Annotated in this window: 24 protein-coding genes; 10 read left to right on the forward strand and 14 right to left on the reverse strand. The window is 73.0% G+C overall.

Annotated elements, in window-relative coordinates:
* Positions 1 to 6: 6 nt before the first annotated feature.
* From rfbB to IFT90_RS10330, 4 genes are all read left to right on the forward strand, one after another.
* Positions 7 to 993: a dTDP-glucose 4,6-dehydratase gene (gene rfbB / locus IFT90_RS10315; RefSeq protein ID WP_192042070.1), complete on the forward strand. Its 987-nt coding sequence runs from the start codon at positions 7 to 9 to the stop codon at positions 991 to 993.
* Positions 990 to 1,874: a dTDP-4-dehydrorhamnose reductase gene (rfbD, locus tag IFT90_RS10320; RefSeq protein ID WP_192042071.1), complete on the forward strand. Its 885-nt coding sequence runs from the start codon at positions 990 to 992 to the stop codon at positions 1,872 to 1,874. The genes rfbB and rfbD overlap by 4 nt, the downstream gene beginning before the upstream one ends.
* A complete protein-coding gene (locus IFT90_RS10325; RefSeq protein ID WP_192042072.1) occupies positions 1,871 to 3,010 on the forward strand; it encodes a glycosyltransferase family 1 protein in 1,140 nt (379 codons plus the stop codon). Before rfbD ends, IFT90_RS10325 begins: the two co-directional genes overlap by 4 nt.
* Before the next feature lie 124 nt (positions 3,011 to 3,134).
* On the forward strand, positions 3,135 to 5,606 hold the full coding sequence (locus IFT90_RS10330) for a hypothetical protein (protein ID WP_192042073.1): 2,472 nt from the start codon (positions 3,135 to 3,137) through the stop codon (positions 5,604 to 5,606).
* A gap of 104 nt (positions 5,607 to 5,710) precedes the next feature.
* Here the strand turns inward: IFT90_RS10330 and IFT90_RS10335 are convergent, their stop codons facing one another.
* From IFT90_RS10335 to IFT90_RS10365, 7 genes are all read right to left on the reverse strand, one after another.
* On the reverse strand, positions 5,711 to 7,063 hold the full coding sequence (locus IFT90_RS10335) for an LCP family protein (protein WP_371740920.1): 1,353 nt from the start codon (positions 7,061 to 7,063) through the stop codon (positions 5,711 to 5,713).
* Positions 7,060 to 7,527 (reverse strand): 5-(carboxyamino)imidazole ribonucleotide mutase, encoded by a 468-nt coding sequence (gene purE / locus IFT90_RS10340; RefSeq protein WP_123547286.1) that lies wholly within the window; start codon positions 7,525 to 7,527, stop codon positions 7,060 to 7,062. Before purE ends, IFT90_RS10335 begins: the two co-directional genes overlap by 4 nt.
* Before the next feature lie 86 nt (positions 7,528 to 7,613).
* Positions 7,614 to 8,750, reverse strand: coding sequence for a 5-(carboxyamino)imidazole ribonucleotide synthase (locus IFT90_RS10345; protein WP_192042074.1), 1,137 nt, complete (start codon positions 8,748 to 8,750; stop codon positions 7,614 to 7,616).
* Positions 8,751 to 8,775: 25 nt separating this feature from the next.
* Positions 8,776 to 9,237, reverse strand: a complete 462-nt coding sequence (locus tag IFT90_RS10350; protein ID WP_192042075.1) for a hypothetical protein — start codon at positions 9,235 to 9,237, stop codon at positions 8,776 to 8,778.
* Positions 9,238 to 9,344: 107 nt separating this feature from the next.
* Entirely contained in the window at positions 9,345 to 10,652 is a 1,308-nt protein-coding gene (locus IFT90_RS10355) for a UDP-glucose/GDP-mannose dehydrogenase family protein (protein ID WP_192042076.1), read from the reverse strand.
* Complete coding sequence (locus tag IFT90_RS10360; RefSeq protein WP_371740921.1) at positions 10,649 to 11,200, reverse strand: PH domain-containing protein; 552 nt, start codon at positions 11,198 to 11,200, stop codon at positions 10,649 to 10,651. The genes IFT90_RS10355 and IFT90_RS10360 overlap by 4 nt, the downstream gene beginning before the upstream one ends.
* 4 nt (positions 11,201 to 11,204) lie before the next feature.
* Complete coding sequence (locus IFT90_RS10365; protein ID WP_192042078.1) at positions 11,205 to 11,999, reverse strand: biotin--[acetyl-CoA-carboxylase] ligase; 795 nt, start codon at positions 11,997 to 11,999, stop codon at positions 11,205 to 11,207.
* A gap of 100 nt (positions 12,000 to 12,099) precedes the next feature.
* Between IFT90_RS10365 and IFT90_RS10370 the strand changes: the two genes are divergently transcribed.
* Together IFT90_RS10370 and IFT90_RS10375 are read left to right on the forward strand one after the other, a co-directional pair.
* Positions 12,100 to 13,716 carry an acyl-CoA carboxylase subunit beta gene (locus IFT90_RS10370; protein WP_192042079.1) on the forward strand — a complete coding sequence of 539 codons (1,617 nt, stop codon included), beginning with the start codon at positions 12,100 to 12,102 and terminating at the stop codon, positions 13,714 to 13,716.
* The gene (locus IFT90_RS10375; RefSeq protein ID WP_192042080.1) at positions 13,713 to 13,979 is read left to right on the forward strand and encodes an acyl-CoA carboxylase subunit epsilon; all 267 of its coding nucleotides are present in this window, start codon (positions 13,713 to 13,715) and stop codon (positions 13,977 to 13,979) included. Before IFT90_RS10370 ends, IFT90_RS10375 begins: the two co-directional genes overlap by 4 nt.
* Before the next feature lie 417 nt (positions 13,980 to 14,396).
* Here IFT90_RS10375 and IFT90_RS10380 read toward each other — a convergent pair whose 3' ends face one another.
* The 4 genes from IFT90_RS10380 to IFT90_RS10395 form a co-directional block, all read right to left on the reverse strand.
* Positions 14,397 to 15,515, reverse strand: a complete 1,119-nt coding sequence (locus IFT90_RS10380) for a hypothetical protein (protein WP_371740922.1) — start codon at positions 15,513 to 15,515, stop codon at positions 14,397 to 14,399.
* Positions 15,512 to 16,765, reverse strand: coding sequence for a sensor histidine kinase (locus tag IFT90_RS10385; protein ID WP_192042081.1), 1,254 nt, complete (start codon positions 16,763 to 16,765; stop codon positions 15,512 to 15,514). The genes IFT90_RS10380 and IFT90_RS10385 overlap by 4 nt, the downstream gene beginning before the upstream one ends.
* Entirely contained in the window at positions 16,755 to 17,453 is a 699-nt protein-coding gene (locus tag IFT90_RS10390) for a response regulator transcription factor (RefSeq protein ID WP_223269329.1), read from the reverse strand. The genes IFT90_RS10385 and IFT90_RS10390 overlap by 11 nt, the downstream gene beginning before the upstream one ends.
* A 76-nt stretch (positions 17,454 to 17,529) precedes the next feature.
* Entirely contained in the window at positions 17,530 to 18,771 is a 1,242-nt protein-coding gene (locus IFT90_RS10395; RefSeq protein WP_192042082.1) for a class I SAM-dependent RNA methyltransferase, read from the reverse strand.
* Positions 18,772 to 18,797: 26 nt separating this feature from the next.
* Between IFT90_RS10395 and IFT90_RS10400 the strand changes: the two genes are divergently transcribed.
* Together IFT90_RS10400 and IFT90_RS10405 are read left to right on the forward strand one after the other, a co-directional pair.
* Positions 18,798 to 19,487: a nucleoside triphosphate pyrophosphatase gene (locus tag IFT90_RS10400; protein WP_192042083.1), complete on the forward strand. Its 690-nt coding sequence runs from the start codon at positions 18,798 to 18,800 to the stop codon at positions 19,485 to 19,487.
* 79 nt (positions 19,488 to 19,566) lie between these two features.
* Positions 19,567 to 21,324 (forward strand): biotin carboxylase N-terminal domain-containing protein, encoded by a 1,758-nt coding sequence (locus tag IFT90_RS10405; RefSeq protein ID WP_123546555.1) that lies wholly within the window; start codon positions 19,567 to 19,569, stop codon positions 21,322 to 21,324.
* A gap of 59 nt (positions 21,325 to 21,383) precedes the next feature.
* Here the strand turns inward: IFT90_RS10405 and IFT90_RS16705 are convergent, their stop codons facing one another.
* On the reverse strand, positions 21,384 to 21,881 hold the full coding sequence (locus IFT90_RS16705; RefSeq protein ID WP_207106319.1) for a DUF559 domain-containing protein: 498 nt from the start codon (positions 21,879 to 21,881) through the stop codon (positions 21,384 to 21,386).
* A gap of 714 nt (positions 21,882 to 22,595) precedes the next feature.
* On the opposite strand from IFT90_RS16705, the gene IFT90_RS10415 reads away from it, so the two are divergent.
* Complete coding sequence (locus tag IFT90_RS10415) at positions 22,596 to 23,426, forward strand: purine-nucleoside phosphorylase (RefSeq protein ID WP_123546556.1); 831 nt, start codon at positions 22,596 to 22,598, stop codon at positions 23,424 to 23,426.
* Positions 23,423 to 25,111 (forward strand): phospho-sugar mutase, encoded by a 1,689-nt coding sequence (locus tag IFT90_RS10420; protein WP_192042085.1) that lies wholly within the window; start codon positions 23,423 to 23,425, stop codon positions 25,109 to 25,111. Before IFT90_RS10415 ends, IFT90_RS10420 begins: the two co-directional genes overlap by 4 nt.
* A gap of 102 nt (positions 25,112 to 25,213) precedes the next feature.
* Here IFT90_RS10420 and IFT90_RS10425 read toward each other — a convergent pair whose 3' ends face one another.
* Both IFT90_RS10425 and IFT90_RS10430 read right to left on the reverse strand, forming a co-directional pair.
* Complete coding sequence (locus IFT90_RS10425) at positions 25,214 to 25,486, reverse strand: PTS sugar transporter subunit IIB (protein WP_123546558.1); 273 nt, start codon at positions 25,484 to 25,486, stop codon at positions 25,214 to 25,216.
* Complete coding sequence (locus IFT90_RS10430) at positions 25,483 to 25,929, reverse strand: PTS sugar transporter subunit IIA (protein ID WP_192042086.1); 447 nt, start codon at positions 25,927 to 25,929, stop codon at positions 25,483 to 25,485. The genes IFT90_RS10425 and IFT90_RS10430 overlap by 4 nt, the downstream gene beginning before the upstream one ends.
* Between the last annotated feature and the right edge of the window lies 1 nt (position 25,930).

The following is a 25,930-nucleotide window of genomic DNA, read 5'->3' on the forward strand; positions in this document are numbered from 1 at the left end:
ACCACCGTGAAAATCCTCGTCACCGGCGGAGCCGGCTTCATCGGCTCCAACTTCGTCCGCCGCACCCTCGAAGACGCCTACCCGGGCCTGGAGGGGGCCGAGGTCGTGGTGCTGGACGCCCTGACCTACTCCGGCAACCTCGAGAACCTCATCTCGGTGGCCGAGTCGCCGCGCTTCCGCTTCGTCCAGGGAGACATCCGCGACGGCGCCCTGCTCGACACGCTCTTCCCCGAGGTCGACGCCGTCGTCCACTTCGCGGCCGAGTCGCACGTCGACCGCTCCGTCCGAGACGCGTCCATCTTCGTCGAGACGAACGTGCTCGGCACGCAGCAGCTGCTCGACGCCGCGCTGCGCAACGACCTGAAGCGGTTCGTGCACGTCTCGACCGACGAGGTCTACGGCTCCATCGCCGAGGGGTCCTGGGCCGAGGACCGCCCGCTCGAGCCCAACTCCCCCTACTCCGCGTCGAAGGCCGGCAGCGACCTGCTCGCCCGCAGCTACCACCGCACGCACGGGATGAACATCTCGATCACGCGCTGCAGCAACAACTACGGCCCGTACCACTTCCCGGAGAAGGTCATCCCCCTCTTCGTCACGAACCTGATCGACGACGTCCACGTGCCCCTCTACGGCGAGGGGAACAACATCCGCGACTGGCTGCACGTCGACGACCACACCCGGGGCATCGCCATGGTCCTCGTCGGCGGCCGTGCGGGCGAGATCTACAACATCGGCGGCGGCACCGAGCTCACCAACAAAGAACTCACCGAGATGCTCCTCGAGGCCACCGGCAAGGACTGGTCGTACGTCGACCGCGTGCAGGACCGCCTCGGCCACGACCTCCGCTACTCCGTCGACATCTCCAAGATCCGTGCCGAGCTCGGCTACGAGCCGCAGGTCCCGTTCGCACAGGGCCTGGCGGACGTCGTGCAGTGGTACCGCGACAACCGCCAGTGGTGGGAGCCCCTCAAGGAGCGCGCGGCCCTCGCATGAGCCCCGCCTCCCCTGCCAAGTACCTCGTCACCGGCGCGCGCGGCATGCTCGGGTCGGACCTCGTCGAGGCCCTCTTCGGCCGTGACGTGACCCTGCTCGGCCGTGCGGACCTCGACGTGACCGACCGCGACGCCGTGTTCGCGGCCGTCCAGGGCCACGACGTGGTGATCAACGCCGCCGCCTACACGGCAGTCGACGCCGCCGAGACCGACGAGGAGGCGGCCCTGGCGGTCAACGGGACCGCCGTCGGCCTGCTCGCCGAGGCCGCCGCCTCCGTCGGGGCGACCTTCGTCACGGTCTCGACCGACTACGTGTTCGCGGGCGACGCCACGGAGCCCTACGCCGAGGACGAGCCCCGCGATCCGCTGAACGCCTACGGCCGCACCAAGGCCGTCGGCGAGGAGGCGGCCCTCGCGGCCCACCCGGAGGGCACGTACGTCGTGCGGACGGCCTGGCTCTACGGCCGCCACGGGGCGAACTTCCCGAAGACCATGCTCGGCTTCGCGGCGACCCGGGACACCCTCTCGGTGGTCTCGGACCAGGTCGGGCAGCCCACCTGGACGATGGACCTCGCCCGCCAGATCGTCGCCCTCGTCGACTCCGACGCCCCCGCCGGGATCTACCACGGCACGAACTCGGGCTCGACGAGCTGGCAGGGGTTCGCACAGGAGACCTTCCGGCTCGCCGGACTCGACCCGGAGCGCGTCCTGCCGACGGACAGCTCGGCCTTCGTCCGGCCGGCAGCTCGACCCGCGTTCAGCGTGCTCGGCCACGACGCGTGGGCAGCGGCCGGGCTCAGCCCGATGCGCCCGTGGCAGGAGGCGCTGGCCGAGGCCTCCGCCCAGGGCGTGCTCTCCGACGTCGCCACCACCGGACGATGACGACCCTCCGGGTCGTCATGGACCAGATCCTGGCGCCGGTCCCCGGTGGCATCGGCCGCTACACGAGCGAGCTGTCGCGGGCGCTGGTCGTCACCGCCCCTCGGGGCTGCGACGTCCAGGGGGTCGTCGCGGCGCACCCCCAGGCCGAGTACGACCGCCTGACCGACCTCGTCCCCGGCCTGAGCGGCCTGGCGAAGTCCCCGCTGGGACGTCGTGAGCTCTCGCTGGCGTGGCAGGCCGGCGTCGCCGGGCTCCCCGGCCGGGGAATGGTCCACGCCACGAGCCTGCTGGCTCCGCTGGGGCGGCACGACCGCGGCCTCGCCCCCGGCAACCAGACGGTCGTGACCATCCACGACACGGTCCCGTGGACCCACCCGGAGACCCTCACCCCCCGCGGGGTGCGCTGGCACAAGGCCATGACGAAGCGGGCGTTCCGGCACGCCGACGCCGTGGTGGTGCCCACGCACGCCGTCGCGAGCGAGCTGCTCGACCTCTTCCCCTTCGGCGATCGCGTACGCGTCGTGGGCGGGGCCGTCAGCGACGACCTCCGCGTGCCGGCCGACGCCGACGCCGTGGCGGACGGGCTCGACCTCCCCGACTCCTACGTGCTCAGCGTGGGGACGATCGAGCCCCGGAAGGGCCTGGCACCCCTCATCCGCGCCATGGCTCATCCCGACGCCCCCGACGTGCCCCTGCTCGTGGTGGGCCCTGAGGGCTGGGGCGACGTCCGCGTCGCGGACGTGGTCGCCGAGGCAGGCCTCTCGCCCGACCGTGTCCGCACCCTCGGCTTCGTCTCGGACGCCCAGCTCGCCGTCCTCCTGCAGCGTGCCTCCGCCTTCGTCTTCCCGAGCCTCGCCGAGGGCTTCGGCCTCCCCGTGGTCGAGGCGATGAGCCTCGGCACCCCCACCATCGTGTCCGACGCGCCCGCGCTCGTCGAGGTCGCGGCCGACGGCGCGGTCGTCGTCCCGCGGGAGGACCCCGACGGCTACGCCGAGCGGCTCGCCCAGGCCATGTTCCAGGTCGTCACCGACCTCGAGCTGGCGTCCCGCCTGGGCATCGCCGGCCTCGACCGGGCCCGCGCGTTCAGCTGGCGCGACTCGGCCGACAAGGTGTGGCAGCTGCACGCCGACCTCTGACCCGACCGGTCACGGCTCGCCCCGCACGGGGGGTGCGTCGAGCGCGCCCGGGTCTGGCCCCTGTCGGCCTCCCGAGTTAGGGTCGGTCGCAGGCGGGCTCGATCACCCCGCCGAGGGGGAAACCATGCACCAGGCTCCTGCGTTCCGCACACGCCGCTCCCGTCTCGTCCGGGCGGTCCCGGTCGGCGTCGTGGCCAGCCTCGTCGTCGCGTTCTTCGTGCCTGCTGCCTCCCCCGCAGCGGATGCGGCCCGTGCCGCCGTGCCCGTCGAGGTCGAGTCTCCCGACTTCGCCTCCGAGGCGTACGCCGACCCGTGGGACTTCTCGAACGCCGAGGACCAGAACACCGACGAGGCACGGACGCAGGGGATCTCGATCTCCGGCGGACGTCTCCAGCTCGACCTCAAGCCGGGCGACTTCTACCACCCGGTGATCAGCACCGCCGGTTCGCTCCCCTACGGGCGGGACGCCGCCAGCATCAAGGTCGACACCAGGCGCTACACCAAGCTCTCCTTCAAGATGGACCAGCCGACCCGGGGCACGGGTGCCTTCTACTGGTTCACCTGCCGGGAGCAGCTCAACAGCTGCGCCACAGGAGTGAGCTTCCCCCTCGTCCCCGGCGACCAGACCTACGACGTGGCCCTCGAGGGCGTGCCCCTCATGAGCGCGAAGATCCCGTGGCGCGGGTCGAACATCTTCGGCCTGCGCATGCTCCCCCTCGTGTCTCCCTCGTCCCAGGCGACGACGCACGTGAGCGTGGACTGGATGCGCCTCTACGCGCCCGGCGCCGCGCACGCGTCCCTGCCCCCGGGCGACTACTCCGGCTACCGCATCGAGGCCCTCCCCCGTCCCGTCGTCGAGAGCCCGGGGCCGGACGACGGCCTCGACCTGGCGACGGCCCAGCGGGGTCGCCCGTGGGACCTCACGAACGAGGCGAACGCCGGGGGGATCGGCTCCCGCAACGTCCTCGTCCGGGGCTACGGTCCGCAGGGCCTGACCGCGACGAACACAGGACCCGGACGCAACGACCCCGAGGTCCTCTTCCCGGTCGCGCCGTTCGACGCGAACCGGTTCCACAACTTGTCGTTCGAGCTCACCTACGACGGCGGCTACTCGCTCGAGGACAGGGACGGCGGCGGCAAGATGGCCCGGCTCATCTGGCTCGTCAACGGCACGGACACCTGGCAGGAGAGCGACGACCTCCTGACCTACTCGGGCCCGAACGCCCGGAAGATCGCCGTGGACCTCACCGCCGGCTCGCCCCTCGACGCCGACTCCGGAGCTCCCCGTCTCGGCTGGGCCGGGCAGACCGTCCGGTTCCTGCGCTTCGACCCGAACGAGGACCGGGGCGCCAACACGTGGCACCTGAAGAACCTGCACCTGCGCGCCGACCCGACCGCCGTCGAGTCGACCACCGTGACGTTCCGCGACACCGCCTGGATGCCCGGCACGACCGCCGACGTCAAGATCGGTCGTGGGGCCCCCGGGACGCCCTACGAGACCATCGCGTCCGGGGTGTCCGTCTCTCAGGGGCTCAACTCGGTGCCCTTCGACCTCGCAGGTCGCGACGCAGGTGCCTACCGGGTCGAGGTCGTCCTGCACCACCCCGCCGGGGGCAGCGCCCTGGCGTTCTCGCGCTCGGCCGTCACGATGACCACGGACAGCGCACGCAGCCCCCGTGGCGCCCTGGACGTGGCCGCCCGCGCTCCGGGCGGAGCGGTCGTCGACGGCTGGGTCACCGACCCCGACACGTCAGCGCCGACGGAGGTGCGCTTCTACGACAACCGTTCCGGTCGCTACCTCGGCAACACGCCCGGAGACCGCTCTCGACCCGACGTGCAGCGGAACGTCCCGGGAGCACCGGCGGCGACCGGGTTCCGGACGACGCTGGCGCTCGGCGCCGGCCAGTACGACGTGTGCGCCTACGGCATCAACACGGGACGGGGCGTCAACGCCCTCCTGGGGTGCCGGTCCGTGACCGTCGACGGCACGCCGGTCGGGGCGTTCGACACGGCCGACCGCGTCCCCGGGGGCGTCCGGGCGACCGGGTGGGCCCTCGACCCCGACACCGCGTCGTCGATCCCGGTGCACGTCTACGCCGGCGCCACGGGGCGCGCCACGACGGCCTCCGTCGACCGCAGCGACATCGCCCGGACACGCCCCGAGTACGGCGGGCAGCACGGCTTCAGCGTGGACGTCCCGGCGACGGGTTCCGGTCCTGTCTCGGTCTGCGCCTACGCGCTCGACGACGCGGGGAAGGTCAACCCGCAGCTCGGCTGCCGCTCCGTCGACGTCAGCGGACGACCGATCGGCGCGTTCGACGCAGCTGTCCGCTCCGGCGACCGCGTCACCGCCAGCGGCTGGGCGATCGACCCGGACGTCGCGGCGCCCGTCGAGGTCCATCTCTACGTCGGCCAGCGCGGCACGGCCGTGTCGGCCAGCGTCCCGCGATCGGACATCGCGCGGCTCCGTCCTGCGTACGGAGGGGCGCACGGCTTCAGCTCGTCCGTCGTCGCTCCCCCGGGCTCGACGGTGTGCGCCTACGCCATCGACAGCGCCGGCGGAGAGAACGCTCTGCTCGGCTGCAAGGCCGTCTGAGGCCCGTCGACCGTCCCGGGGCACCACGACCGGGACGGTCGTCCGTGACTCGAGCGGGCCGGCAGGCCCGCCGGTGCCAGCTGCAGGAGGCCGGGCCGTCGCGACTAGCCCGCCGGGGCCGCCGGGGCCGTCGCCGTCGCCACGTCGGCGCGGATGACGTCGTAGTCGGGGTAGACGTTCGAGTAGGTCGGCGGGACGATCTCGAGGTCGCTGATCTGCTGTTCCTTGGCCTTCAGGGCCAGCTGGCCGAATGCACCGAGAGCGGCCTGGGGGATGTCCGTGTCGACGGTCTGCACCCCCGCCGACGCGACCGACTGGAACTTGGACAGCACGGTGGCCGGCTGGAACTGCGACAGCAGCGCCTGCTGCACCTCGCGCTGTCGCGCCATCCGGTGGTAGTCGTCCGAGCCGTGGCGGGCACGCGCGTACCAGAGGGCGTGGTAGCCGTCGAGGACCTGCTCCCCCGGCTCGATCCACCCGTCGACGTTGATCGGGTTGCCGGCGGCGTCGACGCCGCCGTTGATGGGCAGGCGCCCCTCGGTGTTGTTCACCGAGATCCCGCCGAGGGCGTCGATCAGGTCGACGAAGCCCTGCATGTCGATCAGCACGTAGTACTGGAGCGTCAGGCCCGTGACGCCCTGGACGGCGTCGCGCATGGCCTCGATGCCGGGGTTGCTGCCCTTCGACTCGGCGTCGGGGTAGAGCTCCGGGTGCTCCTCGCCGTAGGTGTAGAGGTAGCTGATCAGGCAGTCGTCCCCGCAGCTGTAGCCGTCGGGGAACTCGCCCCAGAGCGGCGACCCCTCGGAGAACGGAGCGTTGTAGAGGTTCCGGGGGATGCCCACGATCGTCGTCGCCCCCGTCTCGGCGTCGATGCTCGCCACGGAGATGCTGTCGGGCCGGAGCCCGGTGCGGTCGGCTCCGGCGTCGCCGCCGAGCAGCAGGATGTTGTACCGCCCGTTCACGGGATCGGCCGCGGCGGCCTGCGAGGTGAAGAGCGAGTTCAGGAGGCCGTGCTGGACGCTCGTCAGGTAGGCGCCCCAGGCGACCGGCCCCACCGTCGCGACGAGCAGCAGCGCCATCACGCCGGCGATGAACCCGCGCGCCGTGGGCGCCGTCCGGATGATCCTCACGAGCCTGAGCGTGTCGAGCGTCAGGACGACCCAGAGCACCGCGTAGTACACGAGGAACACCTGGACGACGGTCAGGGCGACGACGTTCGTCGCGACCTCGAGGAGAGGGGTGCTCCAGAACAGGGCGAGGGCCACGGTGACGAGGACCACAGCCCACGACACGAGGGTGGACGCCAGGCCCCAGCGACCGAGCCTCCGGCTGCCCGCGAGCACCTGGGCCGAGCCGGGGATCAGGACGTTGAGGAGCACCAGCGTCCACGCCCTCCGCGTCATGAACGAGGACGACGAGACGTCGGGGTGCCGGACCGGCAGGGAGGCGGCGCTCACAGCGATCGCTGCAGGGCGGCGTTCTTCTCCTCGACGAGCTCGCCCAGGCTCGTCGCGTAGTCGGCGAGCCGCGCCGACAGGTCGGGATCGCCGGAGCCGAGGATGCGGGCGGCGAGCAGGCCGGCGTTGGCGGCACCGCCGATCGACACGGTGGCCACCGGGATGCCCGCCGGCATCTGGACGATCGAGAGGAGGGAGTCGAGGCCGTCGAGCTTCGCGAGGGCCACCGGCACGCCGATGACCGGGAGGGTCGTGACCGACGCGAGCATCCCCGGGAGGTGGGCCGCGCCTCCTGCGCCCGCGATCACCACGCGGATGCCGCGACCGGCGGCCTGCTGGCCGAAGCGGATCATCTTCTCCGGCGTCCGGTGGGCGGAGACGACCTCGACCTCGTGGGCGATGCCGAACTCGGTGAGGATCGCGGCGGCGCTCTGCATCGTCGGCCAGTCGCTGTCCGAGCCCATGACGATGGCCACCGTGGGCGCTCGCTCGGGCGTCGGGGCGGTCTCGGGCTCGGTCGTCTGGTCAGGCACGAAGGAGAGGATAGCCGTCAGTCCTCGAAGAAACGGACAGCGGCGCGCGCCCTCCCCCGGGCGTCCTCGAGGTCCGGCCCGGTCGTCGTGACGTGCCCGACCTTGCGACCGGGGCGAGGGTCCTTGCCGTAGTCGTGCACCTTCGCACCCGGCTGGTCGGCCATCAGGGCCGGGAGCCGGTCGGCCATCGTGCCCCGGGCGGGGCCGCCGAGCACGTTGACCATGACGCTCCAGGCACGGTGCGGGCTCGTGTCGCCGAGGGGCAGGTCGAGCACGGCCCGGAGGTGCTGCTCGAACTGGCTCGTGACGGCGCCGTCGATGCTCCAGTGCCCGGTGTTGTGGGGCCGCATAGCGAGCTCGTTGATCAGGAGGCGGCCGTCGGTCGTCTCGAAGAGCTCCACCGCCAGCACGCCCGTGACGCCGACGTGCTCGGCGACGACGGTCGCGATCCGCCGGGCCTCGTCGGACAGGGCGTCGTCGGCGTCGGGGGCCGGCGCCGTGACCTCGGCACACACTCCGTCCCGCTGCACCGTCTCGACGAGGGGCCACGCGGCGATCTCGCCGGAGGGCCGACGAGCGACCAGCTGCGCGAGCTCCCGCCGGAACTCGACGAGCTCCTCCACGAGCAGGGCGTCGGAGGCGCCGGTCGCGCCGAGCGCCGCGAACCAGTCGTCCGCCCCGTCCGCCGAGCGCACGACCCGGACGCCCTTGCCGTCGTAGCCGCCGCGCGGCGTCTTCACCACCGCGCGCCCGCCGTGCTCGGCGAGGAAGGCGGCCAGGTCGTCGCGACCACGGACGGTCGCCCACGCGGGGACCGGCAGCCCGAGCGCCGTGAGGCGCTCGCGCATGACGATCTTGTCCTGGGCCACGAAGAGCGCCTCGGGGCTCGGGTGGACCTCGACGCCGGCGTCGACCAGAGCCCGCAGCACGTCCTGGGGGACGTGCTCGTGGTCGAAGGTCACGGCGTGGACGTCCTTCGCGAACCGCAGCACCGTCTCCGCGTCGTGGTAGTCGCCGACCTGCGTCGCGGCGAGTCGGGCGGAACTGCCCTCGGCCTCGGCCAGCACCGAGATCTCGATGCCGAGGTGGACGGCGGGCGGGACCATCATGCGGGCGAGCTGGCCGCCTCCGATGACTCCGATGCGGTAGGTCATGTCGTCTCCTGGTGGTGGCGTCGGGTCAGCTGACGATCTCGCCGGTCACCTGCGGCGACGACCGGTCGCCGGTCAGCAGGCAGCGGAACGTGACGTTGGCCACGCCCACGTCGCCGCCCGTGAAGATGCCGGTGATGTCGATCGAGACCCCGCCGTCGGCCGCCACGAGCGTCTGCGTCGAGCGGTCCGCCCACGTGTAGCCGGCCTCGAGCTCGGCACCGGCGGCCTCGACGCAGGCGTCGTAGGCGGTCTGGTCGGTCCACGCGTCCGCACCGGCCGTGGGCACGGGGGCCGCGCTCGACGGCTCGTCGGCCGGCTCCGTCTCGCCGGGGGACAGCGAGGACGACGGCGACGGGCTGCCCGTGACGCTCGCGGAGCTGGTCGGCGTCGGGCTCGCGGTCGGCCCGCCCGACCCCGTGCAGCCGCTCAGGACGAGGACGAGACCCGCCGCCACGGCGAGGACGGCGGTCTGCTTCGTGGATGCCATGGGGACGATGCTATCGGCGTCCGCCACCCGGTCGTGGCCCCCGCCACGCCGCCCCCGGGCGTCCGGACGGGACCGGTCCGGGCCCAGGGCCGGGGTCGGGGACCGGCTCAGGGGCGACCGAGCCCGCGCGCCTCGAACCCCTCGGCGCGCCACGCCGCGAGGTCGAGGACGTTGCGAGCGTCGACGATGCGCCGAGCGGCCACGAGGCCGCCCACGTGGGACGGGTCGAGCTGGCGGAACTCGGCCCACTCCGTGAGCACGAGGACGACGTCGGCACCGCGGAGGGCAGCGTCCGCGCCCGCCGCGTACTCGAGCTCGGGCGCCAGGCGCGCGGCCGTCCCGGCGGCCTCGGGGTCGTACACGCGGACGGACGCTCCCCTGGCGTGCAGCGCTCTCGCGACGTCGAGCGCGGGCGAGTCGCGCACGTCGTCGCTGTCGGGCTTGAACGCGACGCCGAGCACCGCGACGCGAGCGCCGCTGACGTTCCCGACGAGCTCTGCCGCGAGGTCGACGACCTTCGCGCGCCTCCGCAGGTTGACCGCGTCGACGTCCGCGAGGAACGCCAGCGACTCGAGGCCGAGCTCGTCGGCCCGTGCCTGGAACGCCCGGATGTCCTTCGGCAGGCAGCCCCCGCCGAAGCCCAGGCCGGCGTTCAGGAACTTGCGGCCGATGCGGGCGTCGTGGCCGATCGCGTCGGCGAGCTGCGTGACGTCCGCACCCGTCGCCTCCGCGATCTCGGCCATGGCGTTGATGAACGAGATCTTGGTCGCGAGGAACGCGTTCGCCGACACCTTGACGAGCTCCGCGGTCGCGTAGTCCATGACGAGGCGCGGCGTGCCCGTCGCGAGCGCCGTCGCGTAGACCTCGTCGAGCAGCGCCGTGGCGCGCTCTCCTCCGGCGCCGGCCGGGACACCGTAGACGAAACGGTCGGGCGAGACCGTGTCCTTCACGGCGAAGCCCTCCCTGAGGAACTCCGGGTTCCAGGCGAGGTCGGCGCCGGACGAGGAGGCGCGCACCCGCTCCGCGAGACGAGCCGCGGTGCCGACCGGGACCGTCGACTTCCCCACGACGAGGTCGCCCTCCGCGAGGTGCGGCAGCAGTGCCGTCACCGCCGCGTCCACGTAGGTCATGTCCGCCGCGTGGCTCCCTGCGGTCTGGGGCGTGCCCACGGCGACGAAGTGCACCTGGGCACCCGCCGCCTCCGACATGTCGGTGGTGAAGCGGAGCCGTCCGCTGGCGGTGGCGCGCGCCAGCACCTCAGGCAGGCCGGGCTCGAAGAACGGTGCTCGCCCTGCGGAGAGCTCGGCCACCTTGCGCGCGTCGACGTCGACGCCGACGACGTCGTGGCCGAGTTCGGCCATGCACGCGGCATGGACCGCTCCGAGGTAACCACAGCCGATGACGGAGATCTTCACTGGAATATCGTATCCTGTTCTCCCGCACGCGGCCACGCGCCCGGGGTCGACTGGTCGAGTCGGCGGCGCTGCGCGACGAGGGTCGCGTCCGCCTCCATCAGGTCGTGCAGGGTCGCCTGCACCAGGTCGGCCCCCGGCACGTCCCAGAGCACGACCGGGCGGTCGAGCCCCGTGTTCACGAGCACGTCCCCGCTGCGGAAGAGGCTCTGCACGGCGTTCTTGCGCACGGTGAGGTCGTAGCCGCGGCTGTGCAGGAGCTCCTGACGCGACCGGACGAAGAACCCCCGCCGCAGGACGATGCGCCTCGTCGTGATGACGTAGCGGCGACCGAGCCAGACGAGGACGGGGACGAGCCACAGCAGCACCGCCAGGAGCACGGCAGCCGCCCGCACGATCCAGTTCTGCCACTCGAGCTCGAACCAGCTGCCGAAGTAGCCGCCTGCCGCGCACACCGCGACGAGGGCCACCGACGGCCAGAACAGCACCCGGGAGTGCGGGTGCAGGCGCGCGACGACCTCTTCTCGGGGCTGCTGCTCGGCCGTGCTCACGGGGTCATTCATACCGCAGGTGGGTGACGTCGCCGGAGGACACGGCGACGGCGCCCCCGGTCGGCGGCTCGACGACCAGACGACCCTCGTGGTCGATCGACGACGCCGTGCCGGTCAGGACCTCGCCCGAGGGCAGCTCGACGCGCACCCGGCGGCCGAGCGTCGTGCAGTCGGCGAGCACGCGGGCACGCAGCCCGCTCGCCTCGGCGTCGCCCCCCGCGGACGCGAGCGCGTCGACGAGCGCGACGACGTCGGCGAGCCACGCCGACAGGACCTGGTCGGCCAGCGCCTCCGTCGCCCCCTCGGCGCCGTGCAGCGACAGCGAGGTGGACACCGTCGTCGGCAGCTCGTCCCGGGTCAGCGAGAGGTTGACGCCTGCGCCGACCACCACGGCCGACGCGTCGTCGCGCGCCTGGGCGAGGATCCCGCACACCTTGAGGCCGTCCACCTGGACGTCGTTCGGCCACTTCAGGCCGACCTCGCCCGTCCGGACGACGTCCGCGAGGGAGGCGCGCATCGCGACGCCCGCGGCGAGGGGCACCCAGCCCAGGGACTCGACGGGCAGCCCGCGGCGCTCGACGAGGACGCTCACGGCGAGCGTGCGACCCGGAGGCGCGGTCCAGGTGCGGCCGAGACGCCCGCGCCCGGCCGTCTGGGACGTCGTGGCGAGGACCGCCAGGTGCGGGGCCGACGCGTCGGCCAGCAGGTCCGCGTTCGTCGACCCGGTCTCGGCCACGTGCACGAGTCGCGGGCTGTGGGCCGAGCTCAGGGGGAAGGAGGCGCTCGTGGGGTCGGTCACGCCGCCAGCCTAGGCGTTGACGACTTCCACCATCCGAGGCAGGTCGCACGCGAGGGAACCTCCAACGGCGGCCGCGGACGCCCTCGGTAGAGTGACCGGTGTGACTTCCGACTCCGCGCCCCGCGACGACGCCTCGCAGCCCGATCTCCGCACGACGGCGGGCAAGCTCGCCGACCTCAAGGCCCGCTACCACGAGGCCGTGACGGCCAGCGGCGAGGCCGCGATCGCGAAGCAGCACGCCAAGGGCAAGATGACCGCCCGCGAGCGCATCGACGGCCTCCTCGACCCGGGCTCGTTCGTCGAGCTCGACGAGTTCGTGCGCCACCGCACCCACGCCTTCGGCATGGAGTCGAAGCGCCCCTACGGCGACGCGGTCGTCACGGGGACGGGCACGGTGCACGGCCGCCAGGTCGCCGTCTACTCGCAGGACTTCACCATCTTCGGCGGCTCGCTCGGCGAGGTCGCCGGCGAGAAGATCATCAAGGTCATGGAGCTCGCCCTCAAGACGGGCGTGCCGATCATCGGCATCCTCGACTCCGGCGGGGCCCGGATCCAGGAGGGGGTGGTCGCGCTCGGCAAGTACGGCGAGATCTTCCGGCTGAACACCCGCGCCTCCGGGGTCATCCCGCAGATCTCGCTCATCATGGGCCCGGCGGCGGGAGGCGCGGTGTACTCCCCGGCGCTCACCGACTTCGTCATCATGGTCGACAAGACCAGCCACATGTTCGTGACGGGCCCGGACGTCATCAAGACCGTCACCGGCGAGGACGTCGGCTTCGAGGAGCTCGGCGGCGCCCTCACGCACAACAAGGTCAGCGGCGTCTCGCACTACCTCGCGAGCGACGAGGACGACGCGCTCGACTACGCGCGGTCGCTGCTCTCGTACCTCCCCGACAACAACCTGTCGGAGCCGCACGTCTTCGACACGGCCGTCGAGCTCGAGACGACGGACGACGACCGCCAGCTGAACACGCTGATCCCGGACAGCCCCAACCAGCCCTACGACGTGATGACCGTCATCGAGCACGTCGTCGACGACGGGGAGTTCCTCGAGGTGCAGCCGCTCTTCGCGCCGAACATCGTCATCGGGTTCGGCCGGGTCGAGGGCCGCTCCGTGGGCGTCATCGCCAACCAGCCGTCCGCCATGGCCGGCACCCTGAACATCGAGGCGGGCGAGAAGGCGAGTCGGTTCGTCCGCTTCTGCGACGCGTTCGGCATCCCCATCCTGACCCTGGTCGACGTGCCGGGGTACCTGCCGGGCACCGACCAGGAGTGGACGGGCGTCATCCGTCGCGGCGCGAAGCTGCTCTACGCCTACGCCGAGGCGACCGTGCCGCTCGTGACCGTCATCACCCGCAAGGCCTACGGCGGCGCCTACATCGTGATGGGGTCCAAGCAGCTGGGCGCCGACATCAACCTGGCCTGGCCGACCGCCGAGATCGCCGTCATGGGCGGCCAGGGCGCCGTCAACATCCTGTACCGCAACGAGATCAAGGCCGCGGAGGCCGCGGGCGAGGACGTCGCCGCGGTCCGGGCGAGGCTCGCCAGCGAGTACACCTACAACGTCGCCAGCCCCTTCCTGGCCGCCGAGCGCGGCGAGCTCGACGGGGTGATCGAGCCGGCGGCGACCCGCGTCGCCGTCGTCAAGGCGCTCCGGGCCCTCCGCACGAAGCGTGCCGACCTGCCGCCCAAGAAGCACGGGAACATCCCCCTGTGAGCGGCCGCCACGCCGCCGACGACACGACCGCCGCGCAGGAGGCCGAGGGGCCGCTCCTGCGCGTCGTCGGAGGCTCGCCGTCACCGGAGGAGCTCGCCGCCGTCACGGCCGTCCTGACGGCCCTCGAGGCGGAGGCGGCCGAGGCGGCGAGGGCGGCCCCTCGGGACGTCTCCACGTCGCCCTCCGGCTGGTCCTCCCGGGCGGCTCGTCTCCGCCGCCCCGTCGACCGCGGCCCCGGTCGCTGGCGCAGCTTCTCGGCCTGAGCCCGGCCGCACCCGCGCGCGTACCCCGACCTCGTACCCCGCCATCGGGACCGGCGCGCCCCGATGCCCACGGATACGGCACCCGAACGGGGGTAGACGGGTCGCTCACCCCCGAGTTGTCCCCCTAAATGACGACTTTGCGCTCGTGGCGGGGGGCGACATACTCGTTCTTGCTAGGTGCCTCTCCTTGAGTCGCACCACCGATCGGGAGCTGACTAGGGTAAGCGAGTTCTCGGTCGGGGGCGGATCAGGGCGACATTCGGGTTGTCGCTCTGGACCGGGATATCTCCCATGAGGGCCAGACGGGTGTCTGGCCCTCTTTCCCGTCGTCGGGGCCGTTCCCCGTTCAGGCCCGGTCCCCCCGCCACCGGCCTCCGTCGTCGCGGCGACCCACGTCCCCGCGGCCGGCCCACGGCCCTAGCGGACGACGCGGCTGTCCTCGTCGCGGTCCTCGAGTTCGTCGAGGTCGTCGACCGGTCCCTGGTCGCCCGAGACCCCGGCCCGGCGCGGTATCTGAAGCCAGAGGAGGACCTCGTCGTCGTCGTCGTCCTCGTCGGCCTCGGCGGCGACCCCCCGCCCGAGGGCGCTCGAGCTGAGGTCCGGCGATCCGAGGCCGACGACGCTGACGGCGTGGTCGCCGCCCGCGACCGTCCGGATGATCAGCTTGTCCGCGCGCGAGCCGTGCAGCGCCGCGGCGAGGGCCTCGTGGATGCGCCGCAGCTCGTCGTCGGGGACGTCGTCGATGCCGCCCTCGTCGAGCAGGCTGACCTCGGCCCCCCGGCGTCGCGCCGCCATGACCTCGCGACGGACCTCGTCGTCGAGGAGGCGCCTCCCGCGGATCTCGTCCCGGATGGCGCCCTCGAGGTGGAGGCTCTCCTGTCGCTGCTCGGGCGACAGGTCGCCCGACTGCGACACGATGGCCTGCAGCATGGGCCGGGCGGTGCGGCCCGTCTGCAGGAGGCGGTACTGACGCTCGTTGACGTGCGCCTCCTGGGCTGCCTGCCAGTCCGCGGCCTCGTGCTCGGCCAGGATGAACTCCCGCGTCTCGCGACCGGCCCGGGTCAGCGTGGACGAGATGGCGTGCGAGAAGGCGACCCAGCTGACGCTGCCGACGATGCCGAGGTCGGCGATCTGGGACACCCCGGCCCACGCGACCCCCTGCACGGCCATGAAGCCCACGCCGAGCCACGCGAAGCCCTGGCGACGACGCGTGGAGACGATCACCATGAGCGTGCCCACGGCGGCGACGTACCAGGTCGCGTAGCCGTTCTCGGCCTCGGGGTCGAGGACGCTCGTCACGACGAGCGGCACCACGATGCTCACGGCGAGGGCGAAGGCCGCCGCCCACACGGGCAGCACCGGCTGGCGGCTGGGCCAGAGCACGACGGCCGTGACGACCGCGTACGCGAGCATGCAGGCGACGACGGGGACGGGATCGGCGACCTGGCCGAGCGAGACCGCCCCGAGCACCAGGTGGTACCCGGAGAAGACCGCCGCCAGCGAGACGATGAGCCAGCGGGGGACGGTGATCCTCACGACGCGTCTCCCCTCGCCGGGCCGACGACGAGGCCCGCGGGCCACATCACGCGGACGATCGTGCCCGCTCCCGGCCGGGAGTCGATGCAGGCCCGGCCACCCGCGTTGGCGACGCGTTCGATGATCGACACGCGGACCCCGAGGCGCTCCACGGGCACGGCACCCGGGTCGAAGCCCGCCCCGTCGTCGCCGACCTCGACGAGCACGCCGGCGTCGCCGGTGCGCTCGAGGGCGACCCATCGCCGGACCGGGCCGGGACCCGCGTGCTGGGAGCTGTTGACGAGCGCCTGGGCCGCGGCGCTGACGATGGCCTCCACGGCGGTGGTCGGCAGCACCCGGTCGTCCGTCTCGTCGACGCGCAGCTCGACGGCGACGCCGGTCGCGTCCACCGCGTCCGACAGGCGCCGGCGGAGGACGCCGAGGGTCGTCGTCGACTCGTCGAAGGGCGTCGTCGCGGCGGCCGAGGTGAGGTGGGCCATCGCGTTGCGGGCCATGGTCGTGGCGAGGACCTGCTCCGCCGGCGTGTAGGCCCGTGCGGCCTGGATGAAGGTGGTCAGCACGCTGTCGTGCACGATGGCGTCGACCTGCACGCGCTCGAGCTCGGTCGCGTGCTCGCGGATCGCCCCCGAGTACCGGGCGACCGCCGTGGCCTGGGCGGCGTCGACGGCCGCGCTCGCCTGGCGCAGGATGAGCACGAGCACGAGCACGGCCCCGCCGAGCAGGATCGCGTAGGTCGAGTCGAGGGCGGCGCGCGTCAGCGACTCGCCGCCTCCCGACGGGGTCAGCCGGATGGCGCCGTAGACGAGCGGGACCACGACCGAGTAGCCGATCGCGATCCAGGCGGAGAAGGCGTAGGCCGCCGCCGCGGTGGCGACGGTGCAGAGGTACCAGAGCCACGGCACGCCGGAGAGGACCTGGTCCGGGTCGACGACGGCCAGGGGCCACGTGACGATCGCCACGAGGTAGGACACCGCGAGGATCGCGCAGGTCGTCTCGACCCCGCGCACGACGACGCTCGCGACGCCGACGGCCACGACGGCGCCGAGCATCCCCAGCCCGATGAGCCAGGCCCACGCCACCTGCATGACCTCGATCTGGGCCATCGTCGTCGGCAGCGCCTGCAGCCCGAAGATGAGCCCGGCCAGGGCGATGACCCGGCCGAGCACCTTGTCGAACAGGGCACGGCTGATCGGGTTCCGCGCCGAGCGCGTCGTCGGCGGCGTCAGCGCCGGGAGGGACTCAGCGGCCATCGCCGTCCGCGTCGAGTCCCGGCAGGATGCCGTCCTCGACGGCGCGGCGGAGCAGGTCGACCTTCGTGGGCGCCGGACGCCCCACCTCGACGTACTTCACGCGGATGCGGTCGAGGTACTCCCGAGCGGTCGAGTAGCCGATGCCGAGCTGCTGGGCGGCGAGCTTGAGGGGCAGGCCCGAGGCGTAGAGGTGCAGGATCTCGCGCTCACGCCGGCCGAGCTGGGCCTTGGCGAAGTCGCGGTCGGCGTCGATCGCGCTGGCCCACTCGAGGTTGTTGAGCACGTCCCCCCGGGCGACGGTCGCGACGGCGGCCATGACGGTCTTCGTGGCGGAGGACTTGGGGATGACGCCGGCGGCGCCCGCCGCGAGCGCCTCGCGGACGCTCGCGACCCGGTCGGCGATGCTGTGCACGAGCACGGCGGAGCCGGTCGCCTGGACCCGCTTCACGTTCTCGGTGACCGTCGAGCCGTCGCCGAGCGAGAGGTCGAGGACGACGACGTCGACCTCGCGGCCCGCCAGCGACTCCACCAGTTCCTGCACGCCGGCCGCGGTCAGCACGACGTCGAAGCCCTCGGCCTGGCATGCCGCCTGGATGCCGAGACGCACCGACTCGTGGTCGTCCACGATGGCGACGCGGACGGGGGCGGGGGTCGTCGACGCCGGAGCGTCCGTCGAGGTGTCGGTCACGATGGTCCTTCGTTCGCGTGCGACCCGGTCCCTGAATCCCGGGTCGTCAACGTCGTCATCGTAACGTGACGGGGAGTCACCGACGGAGCAGCCGGACCACCGTCTCGACGTGGTGCGTGCTGGGGAACAGGTCGAAGGCCCTGATCGCGTCGACGTCGTACCCGTGGTCGCGGAACAGCGCGAGGTCACGGGCGAGGGCGACCGGGTCGCAGGCGACGTAGACGACCTGCGCCGGGGTGAGTTGCGCGATGCCGTCGACCACGGGTCGACCGGCCCCCGAGCGCGGCGGGTCGAGGACGACGGTGGCTGAGCGGAAGCGGTCGCGCTCGGCCGAGGTCGCCTGGGCGGCGGCCTGGCGCACCCACCGGTCGACCCGGCCGGTGACGGCCGAGGCGCCGAGCCAGTCGGCCAGGTTCTCGGACGCGTGCTCGGTCGCGCGCTCGTCGCTCTCGACGCTGGTGATGCGCACGCGACTGCCGAACGCGTCGCCCACGGCGGCCGCGAGGAGCCCCACGCCGCCGTAGAGGTCGAGGTTGGCCGCGCCGGGCTCGAAGCGCTCGGCGTCGACCATCTGCTGGACGGCGGCGGTCAGCGTCGCGGCGGCGTGGCGGTGCACCTGCCAGAAGCCGCCGTCGTCGAGCTGGAACGTGCGGTCGCCGACCACCTCGGTGACCGTGCTGGGCGCCTGGCCGCCGATGATCAGGCGGGCTCCTCCCGTGCTCGGCGCCAGCACGTCGACGTGCTCCTCGCCGGGGAACGCGTCGGCGAGCGGAGCGGCCTCGGCGACCTCGGGGGTCGCGAGGGGCAGGTCGGCGACCCGCACGACGCGGTGCGACCGGGCGGCGTACTGCCCGGGGCGCCCCTCGGCGTCGAGGTGCAGGCGCACCCGGGTGCGCCAGCCGGTCCCTCCGCGCTCGTCGTCGCCGGGCAGGGCCTCGACACTGACGGTCGCCTGCTCGTCGGGCAGCCCGCCCGTCCTCGTGAGGGCGTCGCGGACCACCTGCGACTTGAGCTCGCGCTGGTGGCCCAGCTCGATGTGCCCGAACTCGGCGCCGCCCGCGCGGTCCTCGGGAGCGCGGTCGACGGACGCCGCCGACCAGACGTGCTCCCGTCGGTGCGGGCTGGCCTCGACGACCGAGACGGTCTCGGCCCGCCAGAACGACTTCTTGCGGTCGTCGGTCACGCGCGCGAGCACCTTCTCGCCCGGCAGCGTGTCCGACACGAACACGACCCGCCCGTCGAGGCGCGCCACCGAGATGCCCCCGTGTGCGATCCCGGTCACGTCCAGTTCGACCTCGCGGCCCAGCATGTCTCCCATGCTCCGAGTCTGCCAGGCTGGCGGACATGACCGTTCCCCTCTACCTGGCCAGCACCTCCCCCGCACGCCTCGCGCTGCTGCGGGCCGCGGGCGTCGAGCCGGTGCTGATCAGCCCGGGCGTCGACGAGGAGGCGGCGGTCGCCCGGGCCGAGGAGGCGGCGGGCCGAGCCCTCACCGCCTCCGAGACCGTCTCGCTCCTGGCCAGGGCGAAGGCGGAGGCCGTCCTCGACGTGACCGTCGACGGGCGACCGCTCGACGGCCTCGTCCTCGGCGGCGACAGCGCGTTCGAGTTCGACGGCGAGGTGCACGGCAAGCCGCACGAGCCGGCCCTCGCCCTCGATCGCTGGCGACGCATGGCCGAGGTCGGCCGGGGCACCCTCTGGTCGGGGCACTGGCTGATCGACCACCGCGGCGGCTCGCCCCGCGCCGACGCCTCGTTCCCGTCGGGCGGAACGGGCGCCGTCGCCAGCGCCGACCTTGTCTTCGCCGACGACCTCGAGCCGGCCGAGCTCGCCGCCTACGTCGAGACCGGCGAGCCGCTCGAGGTCGCGGGCGCCTTCACCATCGACGGCCGCGCCTCCGCGTTCATCACCCACATCGAGGGCACGCCGAGCGCCGTCGTCGGCCTGTCGGTGCCGGTGCTGCGCTCGCTGGTGCGCGGCTTCGGGGTGTCGTGGCACGAGCTGTGGACGACGCCGACCTCCGGCGCTTTGTAGCAATCCTCACGCGCCTCCTGCGTGTTTTCGTGCACGTCAGCCAAAGGAGGCTGCGGGCGGCGCAATAGGGTGGGGAACTATGCCGTCCATCAGCAAGGTCCTCATCGCCAACCGTGGAGAGATCGCGGTCCGGGTCGTCCGCGCAGCGCGCGACAGCGGGATCGGCAGCGTCGCCGTCTACGCCGACCAGGACAGGGACGCGCAGCACGCCCGCCTCGCCGACGAGGCCTACGCGCTGGGCGGCACCACGAGCGCCGAGACCTACCTCGTCATCGACAAGATCCTCTCGGTCGCCCGCCGCTCGGGGGCCGACGCCGTGCACCCCGGCTACGGGTTCCTCGCCGAGAACGCCGACTTCGCCCGCGCCGTGACCGCTGCGGGGCTCGTCTGGATCGGCCCCTCCCCCGAGGCGATCGAGCAGCTCGGCGACAAGGTCAGCGCCCGGCACATCGCCGAGCGGGTCGGCGCACCGCTCGCACCCGGCACCCTCAACCCCGTCTCGGGCGCCGACGAGGTGCTCGACTTCGTCGACCAGCACGGCCTGCCCGTCGCCATCAAGGCGGCCTTCGGCGGCGGCGGACGCGGCCTCAAGGTCGCCCGCACCCGCGACGAGGTGCCCGAGATGTTCGACTCGGCCGTCCGCGAGGCCGTCGCCGCCTTCGGCCGCGGCGAGTGCTTCGTCGAGAAGTACCTCGACCAGCCCCGCCACGTCGAGACCCAGTGCCTCGCCGATGCGCACGGCAACGTCGTCGTCGTGTCGACGCGCGACTGCTCGCTGCAGCGCCGTCACCAGAAGCTCGTCGAGGAGGCGCCCGCCCCGTTCCTGACGGAGGCGCAGACCACCGCGCTCTACGAGTCGTCCAAGGCGATCCTCCGCGAGGTCGGCTACGTCGGCGCGGGCACCTGCGAGTTCCTGATCGGCAAGGACGGGACGGTGTCGTTCCTCGAGGTCAACACCCGCCTCCAGGTCGAGCACCCCGTCTCGGAGGAGGTCACCGGCATCGACCTCGTCCGCGAGCAGTTCCGCCTGGCCGAGGGCGGCGTGCTCGAGTACGGCGACCCCGAGCCCCGCGGCCACTCGTTCGAGTTCCGCATCAACGGCGAGGACGCGGGCCGCGGCTTCATGCCCGCCCCCGGCCCCGTGCACGTCTTCAAGGCGCCGGGCGGCCCCGGCGTCCGCGTCGACAGCGGCGTCCAGGCCGGCGACGAGATCAGCGGCTCGTTCGACTCGCTGCTCGCCAAGCTGATCGTCACCGGCTCCTCCCGCGAGGACGCGCTCGAGCGCTCCCGCCGCGCCCTCGACGAGTTCGAGGTGGCGGGCCTGCCGACCGTGCTGCCGTTCCACCGCGCGATCGTGCGCGACCCTGCCTTCGCGCCCGCCGGCGACGAGCCGTTCTCGATCTACACCCGCTGGATCGAGACCGACTTCGTCAACGACATCCCCGCGTGGAGCGGCGAGGCCGAGGCTCCTCGCCCCGACGACCAGCGCACCACCGTCGTGGTCGAGGTCGGCGGCAAGCGCGTCGAGGTCTCGTTGCCCGCCGGTCTCGGTGCGCGCACCGCGCCTCCTGCGGCTGCCCCCCGCCGCCGCGGCTCCGGTCGCGGCGCCGTGGTCACCGCCACGGGTGCCGAGGTGAAGTCGCCCATGCAGGCGACCGTCGTCAAGCTCGCGGTCGAGGAGGGCCAGCAGGTCGTCAAGGGCGACCTCGTGCTCGTGCTCGAGGCCATGAAGATGGAGCAGCCGGTCGCAGCCCACCGCGACGGGGTCGTGTCGGGCATCTCGGCCGCCGTGGGCGAGACGGTCTCGTCGGGCCACGTCCTCCTCAGCATCGACTAGCCCGCGCCCCTTCCCCCTCCTCATTCAGGAAGATCTGTCCTGATCCTCGCAAGAAGGGGTCAGATCGTCCTGAACCGTGCACGGCTCAGGGATTTCGGCTCGTCCTTTCCGGCATCATGCGCGTCGCGAACGCGGACGATCGTGTCGATGACCTCCCCGAGGTCACGTTCGATCTGGTCGGCGCTGAACCGCAGGGTCGTGTAGCCGGCCGATGCGGCTTCCGCGTCCTTCCTCCGGTCCCGGTCGAACGCGTCCCGCCGCGAGTGGAAAGCGAAACCGTCCAGTTCCACCAGCGCGCGGAGCGCCTGCCCGCGACGACCTCGCAGGCGCATGTCGCTCGGGCCGACCGACGTCACCACGACCTGTTGCTCGACCTCGACACCCCTCGCGGCGAGGGCCTGTCGCACGATCGACTCGACTCCCGAGTCCGACCCCGGACGGCACCTCCGGAGCACGGCCCGCGCCCGTGGACCGTGGCCCTCCAGACCTGCCGTGAGCTCGTCGAGACCGACGAGCGAGGCCTGCAGGGCCGTGTCGACGCAGGCGACCGCCGTCATCTCGTCGCACCACGCGACCATCTGGCGGAGGCAGACGACGACCGGCGACAGCCAGCACGGCTCGCTCAGGTCGAGGGGCTCGGTGTCGGTCCAGTGGACCACCACCGAGTCGTCGGCGGACCTTGGCGCTGCTCCTCCCCCCGGTGTGGCCCGGCGCGCGTCCCTGAGGCGCGACGCGTTGCGGGGAACGGAGACGTGCAGACGACGGTCGTACCCCGCCCAGAGCCCGTGCACGGAAGCGGCGGACGGACCCGCTAGGCGCCCGCCGAGACGGACGGCGGCGACTGCGTCCGTGGCTGCGTCGAGTCTCGCGTAGTGACCGTGACGGGCCCGGCGAACCTCGCCCCGCTGCACCGCCGTCGTCAGGTCCCCTCCGCTGTGCCCGCTCGCGAGGAGCTGGCGGCGGGTCGCGATGCCGCCGAACGCGGCCAGTGTCTGCGAGAGGTCCATCGCGGCATCGTCACCGGTGTCCGGGTCCCGGCCCGCACCTCCTCGACTTCCTTGTGGAAGCCCGTGAGACGCCCGGTGCCGGTGCAGGGACGACCACGACGCCCCTTGGACGCGCAGTATTCAGGACCTGACGGTCCGGGCTTCCTGAACAGTGCACGAGTCAGGAACACGGTTCCCCCCACCGCACGGATCAGGCAGGAAGTTCCTGAATGAGGAGGGGGAGGCGAAGAGGCGAGCCGGGGCGCGGGACCTAGAGTGGACGGCATGTCCGAGACACCCACGCACCCCCTCGACGGTGCCGCCGACCCCTTCGAGGTCGCCCGCACCGCCGCCGCCCAGATCGCCGAGGCGACCGGCGTAGCCCACCACGACGTCGCCCTCACCCTGGGCAGCGGCTGGGCGAAGGCCGCCGACCTGATCGGCGAGACCACCGCCGAGATCCCGGCGACCGAGATCACGGGCTTCAGCGCCTCGGCGGTCGTCGGCCACACGGGCTCGATCCGCAGCATCGCGCTGCCGAGCGGGAAGAACGCCCTCGTCATCGGTGCCCGCACGCACTACTACGAGGGCCACGGCGTCCGCCGCGTCGTGCACAGCGTCCGCACCGCCGCCGCCACGGGCGCCCGCACGATGATCCTCACGAACGGCGCCGGCGGCATCAAGGAGACGTGGACGCCCGGCAGCCCCGTCCTGATCAGCGACCACATCAACCTCACGGCGGACAGCCCCCTCGAGGGCGCCACCTTCATCGACCTCACCGACCTCTACTCGGCGCGTCTGCGCGAGCTCGCCAAGGGCATCGACCCGACCCTCGACGAGGGCGTCTACACGCAGTTCCGCGGGCCGCACTACGAGACGCCCGCCGAGGTCCAGATGGCCAAGGCCATGGGCGGCCACATCGTGGGCATGTCGACCGCTCTCGAGGCCATCGCCGCCCGCGAGGCCGGCATGGAGGTGCTCGGCATGTCGCTCATCACGAACCTCGCCGCCGGCATCCAGAAGACGCCGCTGAGCCACCAGGAGGTGCTGCAGGCAGGCAAGGACGCCGAGGCCGCCATCAGCCAGCTGCTGGCTCGCATCGTGGCGGCCCTGTGACCGACCACGCGGCACGGGTCGACGAGACGGCGCTGGTCGCCGCCGCCCGCTCGTGGCGTGACCAGGACCCGGACGCCGAGACGCGCGACGAGCTCGACGCCGTCCTCGCGGCGGTCGAGTCCGGCGACGCCGCCGCCCTGGCCGACCTGCACGACCGCTTCGACTCGCGCCTCGCCTTCGGCACCGCCGGGCTCCGCGGTGCCCTCGGAGCCGGCTCGGCACGGATGAACCGCGTGCTCGTCGCCCAGGCCGCGGCCGGGTTCGCGGCGTTCCTCACGGGGCGCGAGAGCGCTCCCTCGATCGTGATCGGCTACGACGGGCGCAAGAACAGCGCCGTCTTCGCCCGGGACACGGCCGAGATCATGGCCGCGGCCGGCGTCCGCACGACGATCCTCCCCCGCGCCCTGCCCACGCCCGTGCTGGCCTTCGCCGTCCGCCACCTCGACGTCAGCGCCGGGGTCATGGTGACCGCGAGCCACAACCCCGCACGGGACAACGGCTACAAGGTGTACCTCGGCGGGGTCGACGCGGGGTCGCAGATCGTCGCGCCGGTCGACGCCGAGATCGCGGCCCACATCGACGACGCGGCCACCCGCCCCGTCAGCGAGCTGCCCCGGTCGGACGACTGGTCCGAGGCCGGCGACGACCTCGTCGGCGAGTACGTCCGCCGCACGGCCGCGCTCGCCGGCACCGCCGCCTCCGGCACGCAGCCCCGCGTCGTCTACACGGCGATGCACGGCGTCGGGTGGGAGGTCGCCCGTCGGGTCTTCGCCCAGGCCGGCTTCGTCGAGCCGATCCCCGTCGCCGAGCAGTCCGCGCCGGACCCCGACTTCCCGACCGTGGCGTTCCCCAACCCCGAGGAGCCGGGCGCGCTCGACCTCGCCTTCGCCACCGCCGACCGCGTCTCGGCCGACCTGGTGATCGCCAACGACCCCGACGCCGACCGGCTCGCCGTCGCCGTGCCGACGGTCAACGGCTGGCGCCGCCTCTCGGGCAACGAGGTCGGCGCGCTGCTCGGCTGGCGCGCCGCAGAGCGCGCCCGGCGGGACGACGTCGACGGCACCCTCGCCGCGAGCATCGTCTCGTCGCCGGCCCTCCGCGAGGTCGCCCGCCGCTACGACCTGGACTACGTCGACACCCTCACCGGCTTCAAGTGGGTCTCCCGCGTGGGCGGGCTGCTGTACGGCTACGAGGAGGCCCTCGGCTACCTCGTCGACCCCGAGAAGGTCCGCGACAAGGACGGCATCTCCGCGGCCGTCGACTTCCTCGCGCTGGCGACCGAGCTCACCGCCGCCGGCTCGACCGTCGCCGAGCACCTCGTCGCCTTCGACGAGCGCTTCGGGGCGTACGCGTCGTCGCAGATCTCGCTTCGGGTGGACGACCTCGCCGAGATCGGCCGGCTGACGAGCCGCCTGCGGGAGGCGCCTCCCGCGACCGTGGGCTCGCATCGCGTCGACCGTGTCGACGACTTCCGCGACGGCTTCGGCGGGTTCCCCGCCGGCGACGTGCTGCGGTACTGGTTCACCGACGGATCGCGGGTCATCGTGCGCCCCAGCGGCACCGAGCCCAAGCTCAAGGTCTACATCGACGCCTCCAGCACCGAGGGCGACGCTCGCGACCGCCGCGTCGCCGCCGAGGCGGCCGTCGCCGACCTCGACGCGGGGATGCGCGAGCTGCTGAGCTGACCGAGACCGCGGGCCGGCAGGCCCGCGGACCACAGGAGGGGCCAGGTCGCACGTCGTGCGTCCTGGCCCCTCCTCGTGGTGTGCCCAGGTGGGCGCCCCTGCTCAGCCGAGCGAGCGCTGCAGCTTCTCGGTGAGCTCGGCCTGGTCGAAGTGGTTCTGGATGACGATGACGTCCGCGAAGGTCGCCCCGATCGCCTCGACGAACTCCTGCGACGTGAGGATCACCTGGGCGTCGTCCGCGACCGTGCCGATGGAGGCGACGTCGGCGGCGACCACGTCGGCCTCGATGTCGAGCCGCGCCAGGACGCGCTCGGCGTTGACCTTGAGGATCCCGCTGCTGCCGATGCCGGCGCCGCAGATGGTCACGATCTTCATGCGGTCATCCCCATCAGCCGACGGACCTCGTCGGCGCTCGTGGCGGCCGCCAGCGCCGGGATCACCGTGGAGTCGTTGAAGACGTTCGCCAGGTCGGCGATGGACTCGAGGTGGCCGCCCACGGACTCCACCGCGAGGCCGAGGACGACGTTCACGGGGTCGTTGTGCGGGTGGCCGAAGGGCACCGGCTCGGCGAGGGTCACCACCGCGAGGCCGTCCTGCAGGACGCTCTCGTCGGGGCGGGCGTGCGCCAGCACGAGACCGGGCGCGATGACGACGTACGGGCCGTGCTCCTCGATCATGCGGACCATCTCGTCGCCGTAGCCGTCGCGCGTCGAGCCCGAGGCGACGAGCGCGTCGCCGGCCCGCAGGACGGCGGCACGCCAGTCGGGGGCGTCGGCGGCGATGACGACCGCCGAGTCCGGCAGGGACGGGAGCGCCACG

The sequence above is a fragment of the Frigoribacterium sp. CFBP 8766 genome, assembly GCF_014841435.1.
GTDB lineage: Bacteria > Actinomycetota > Actinomycetes > Actinomycetales > Microbacteriaceae > Frigoribacterium.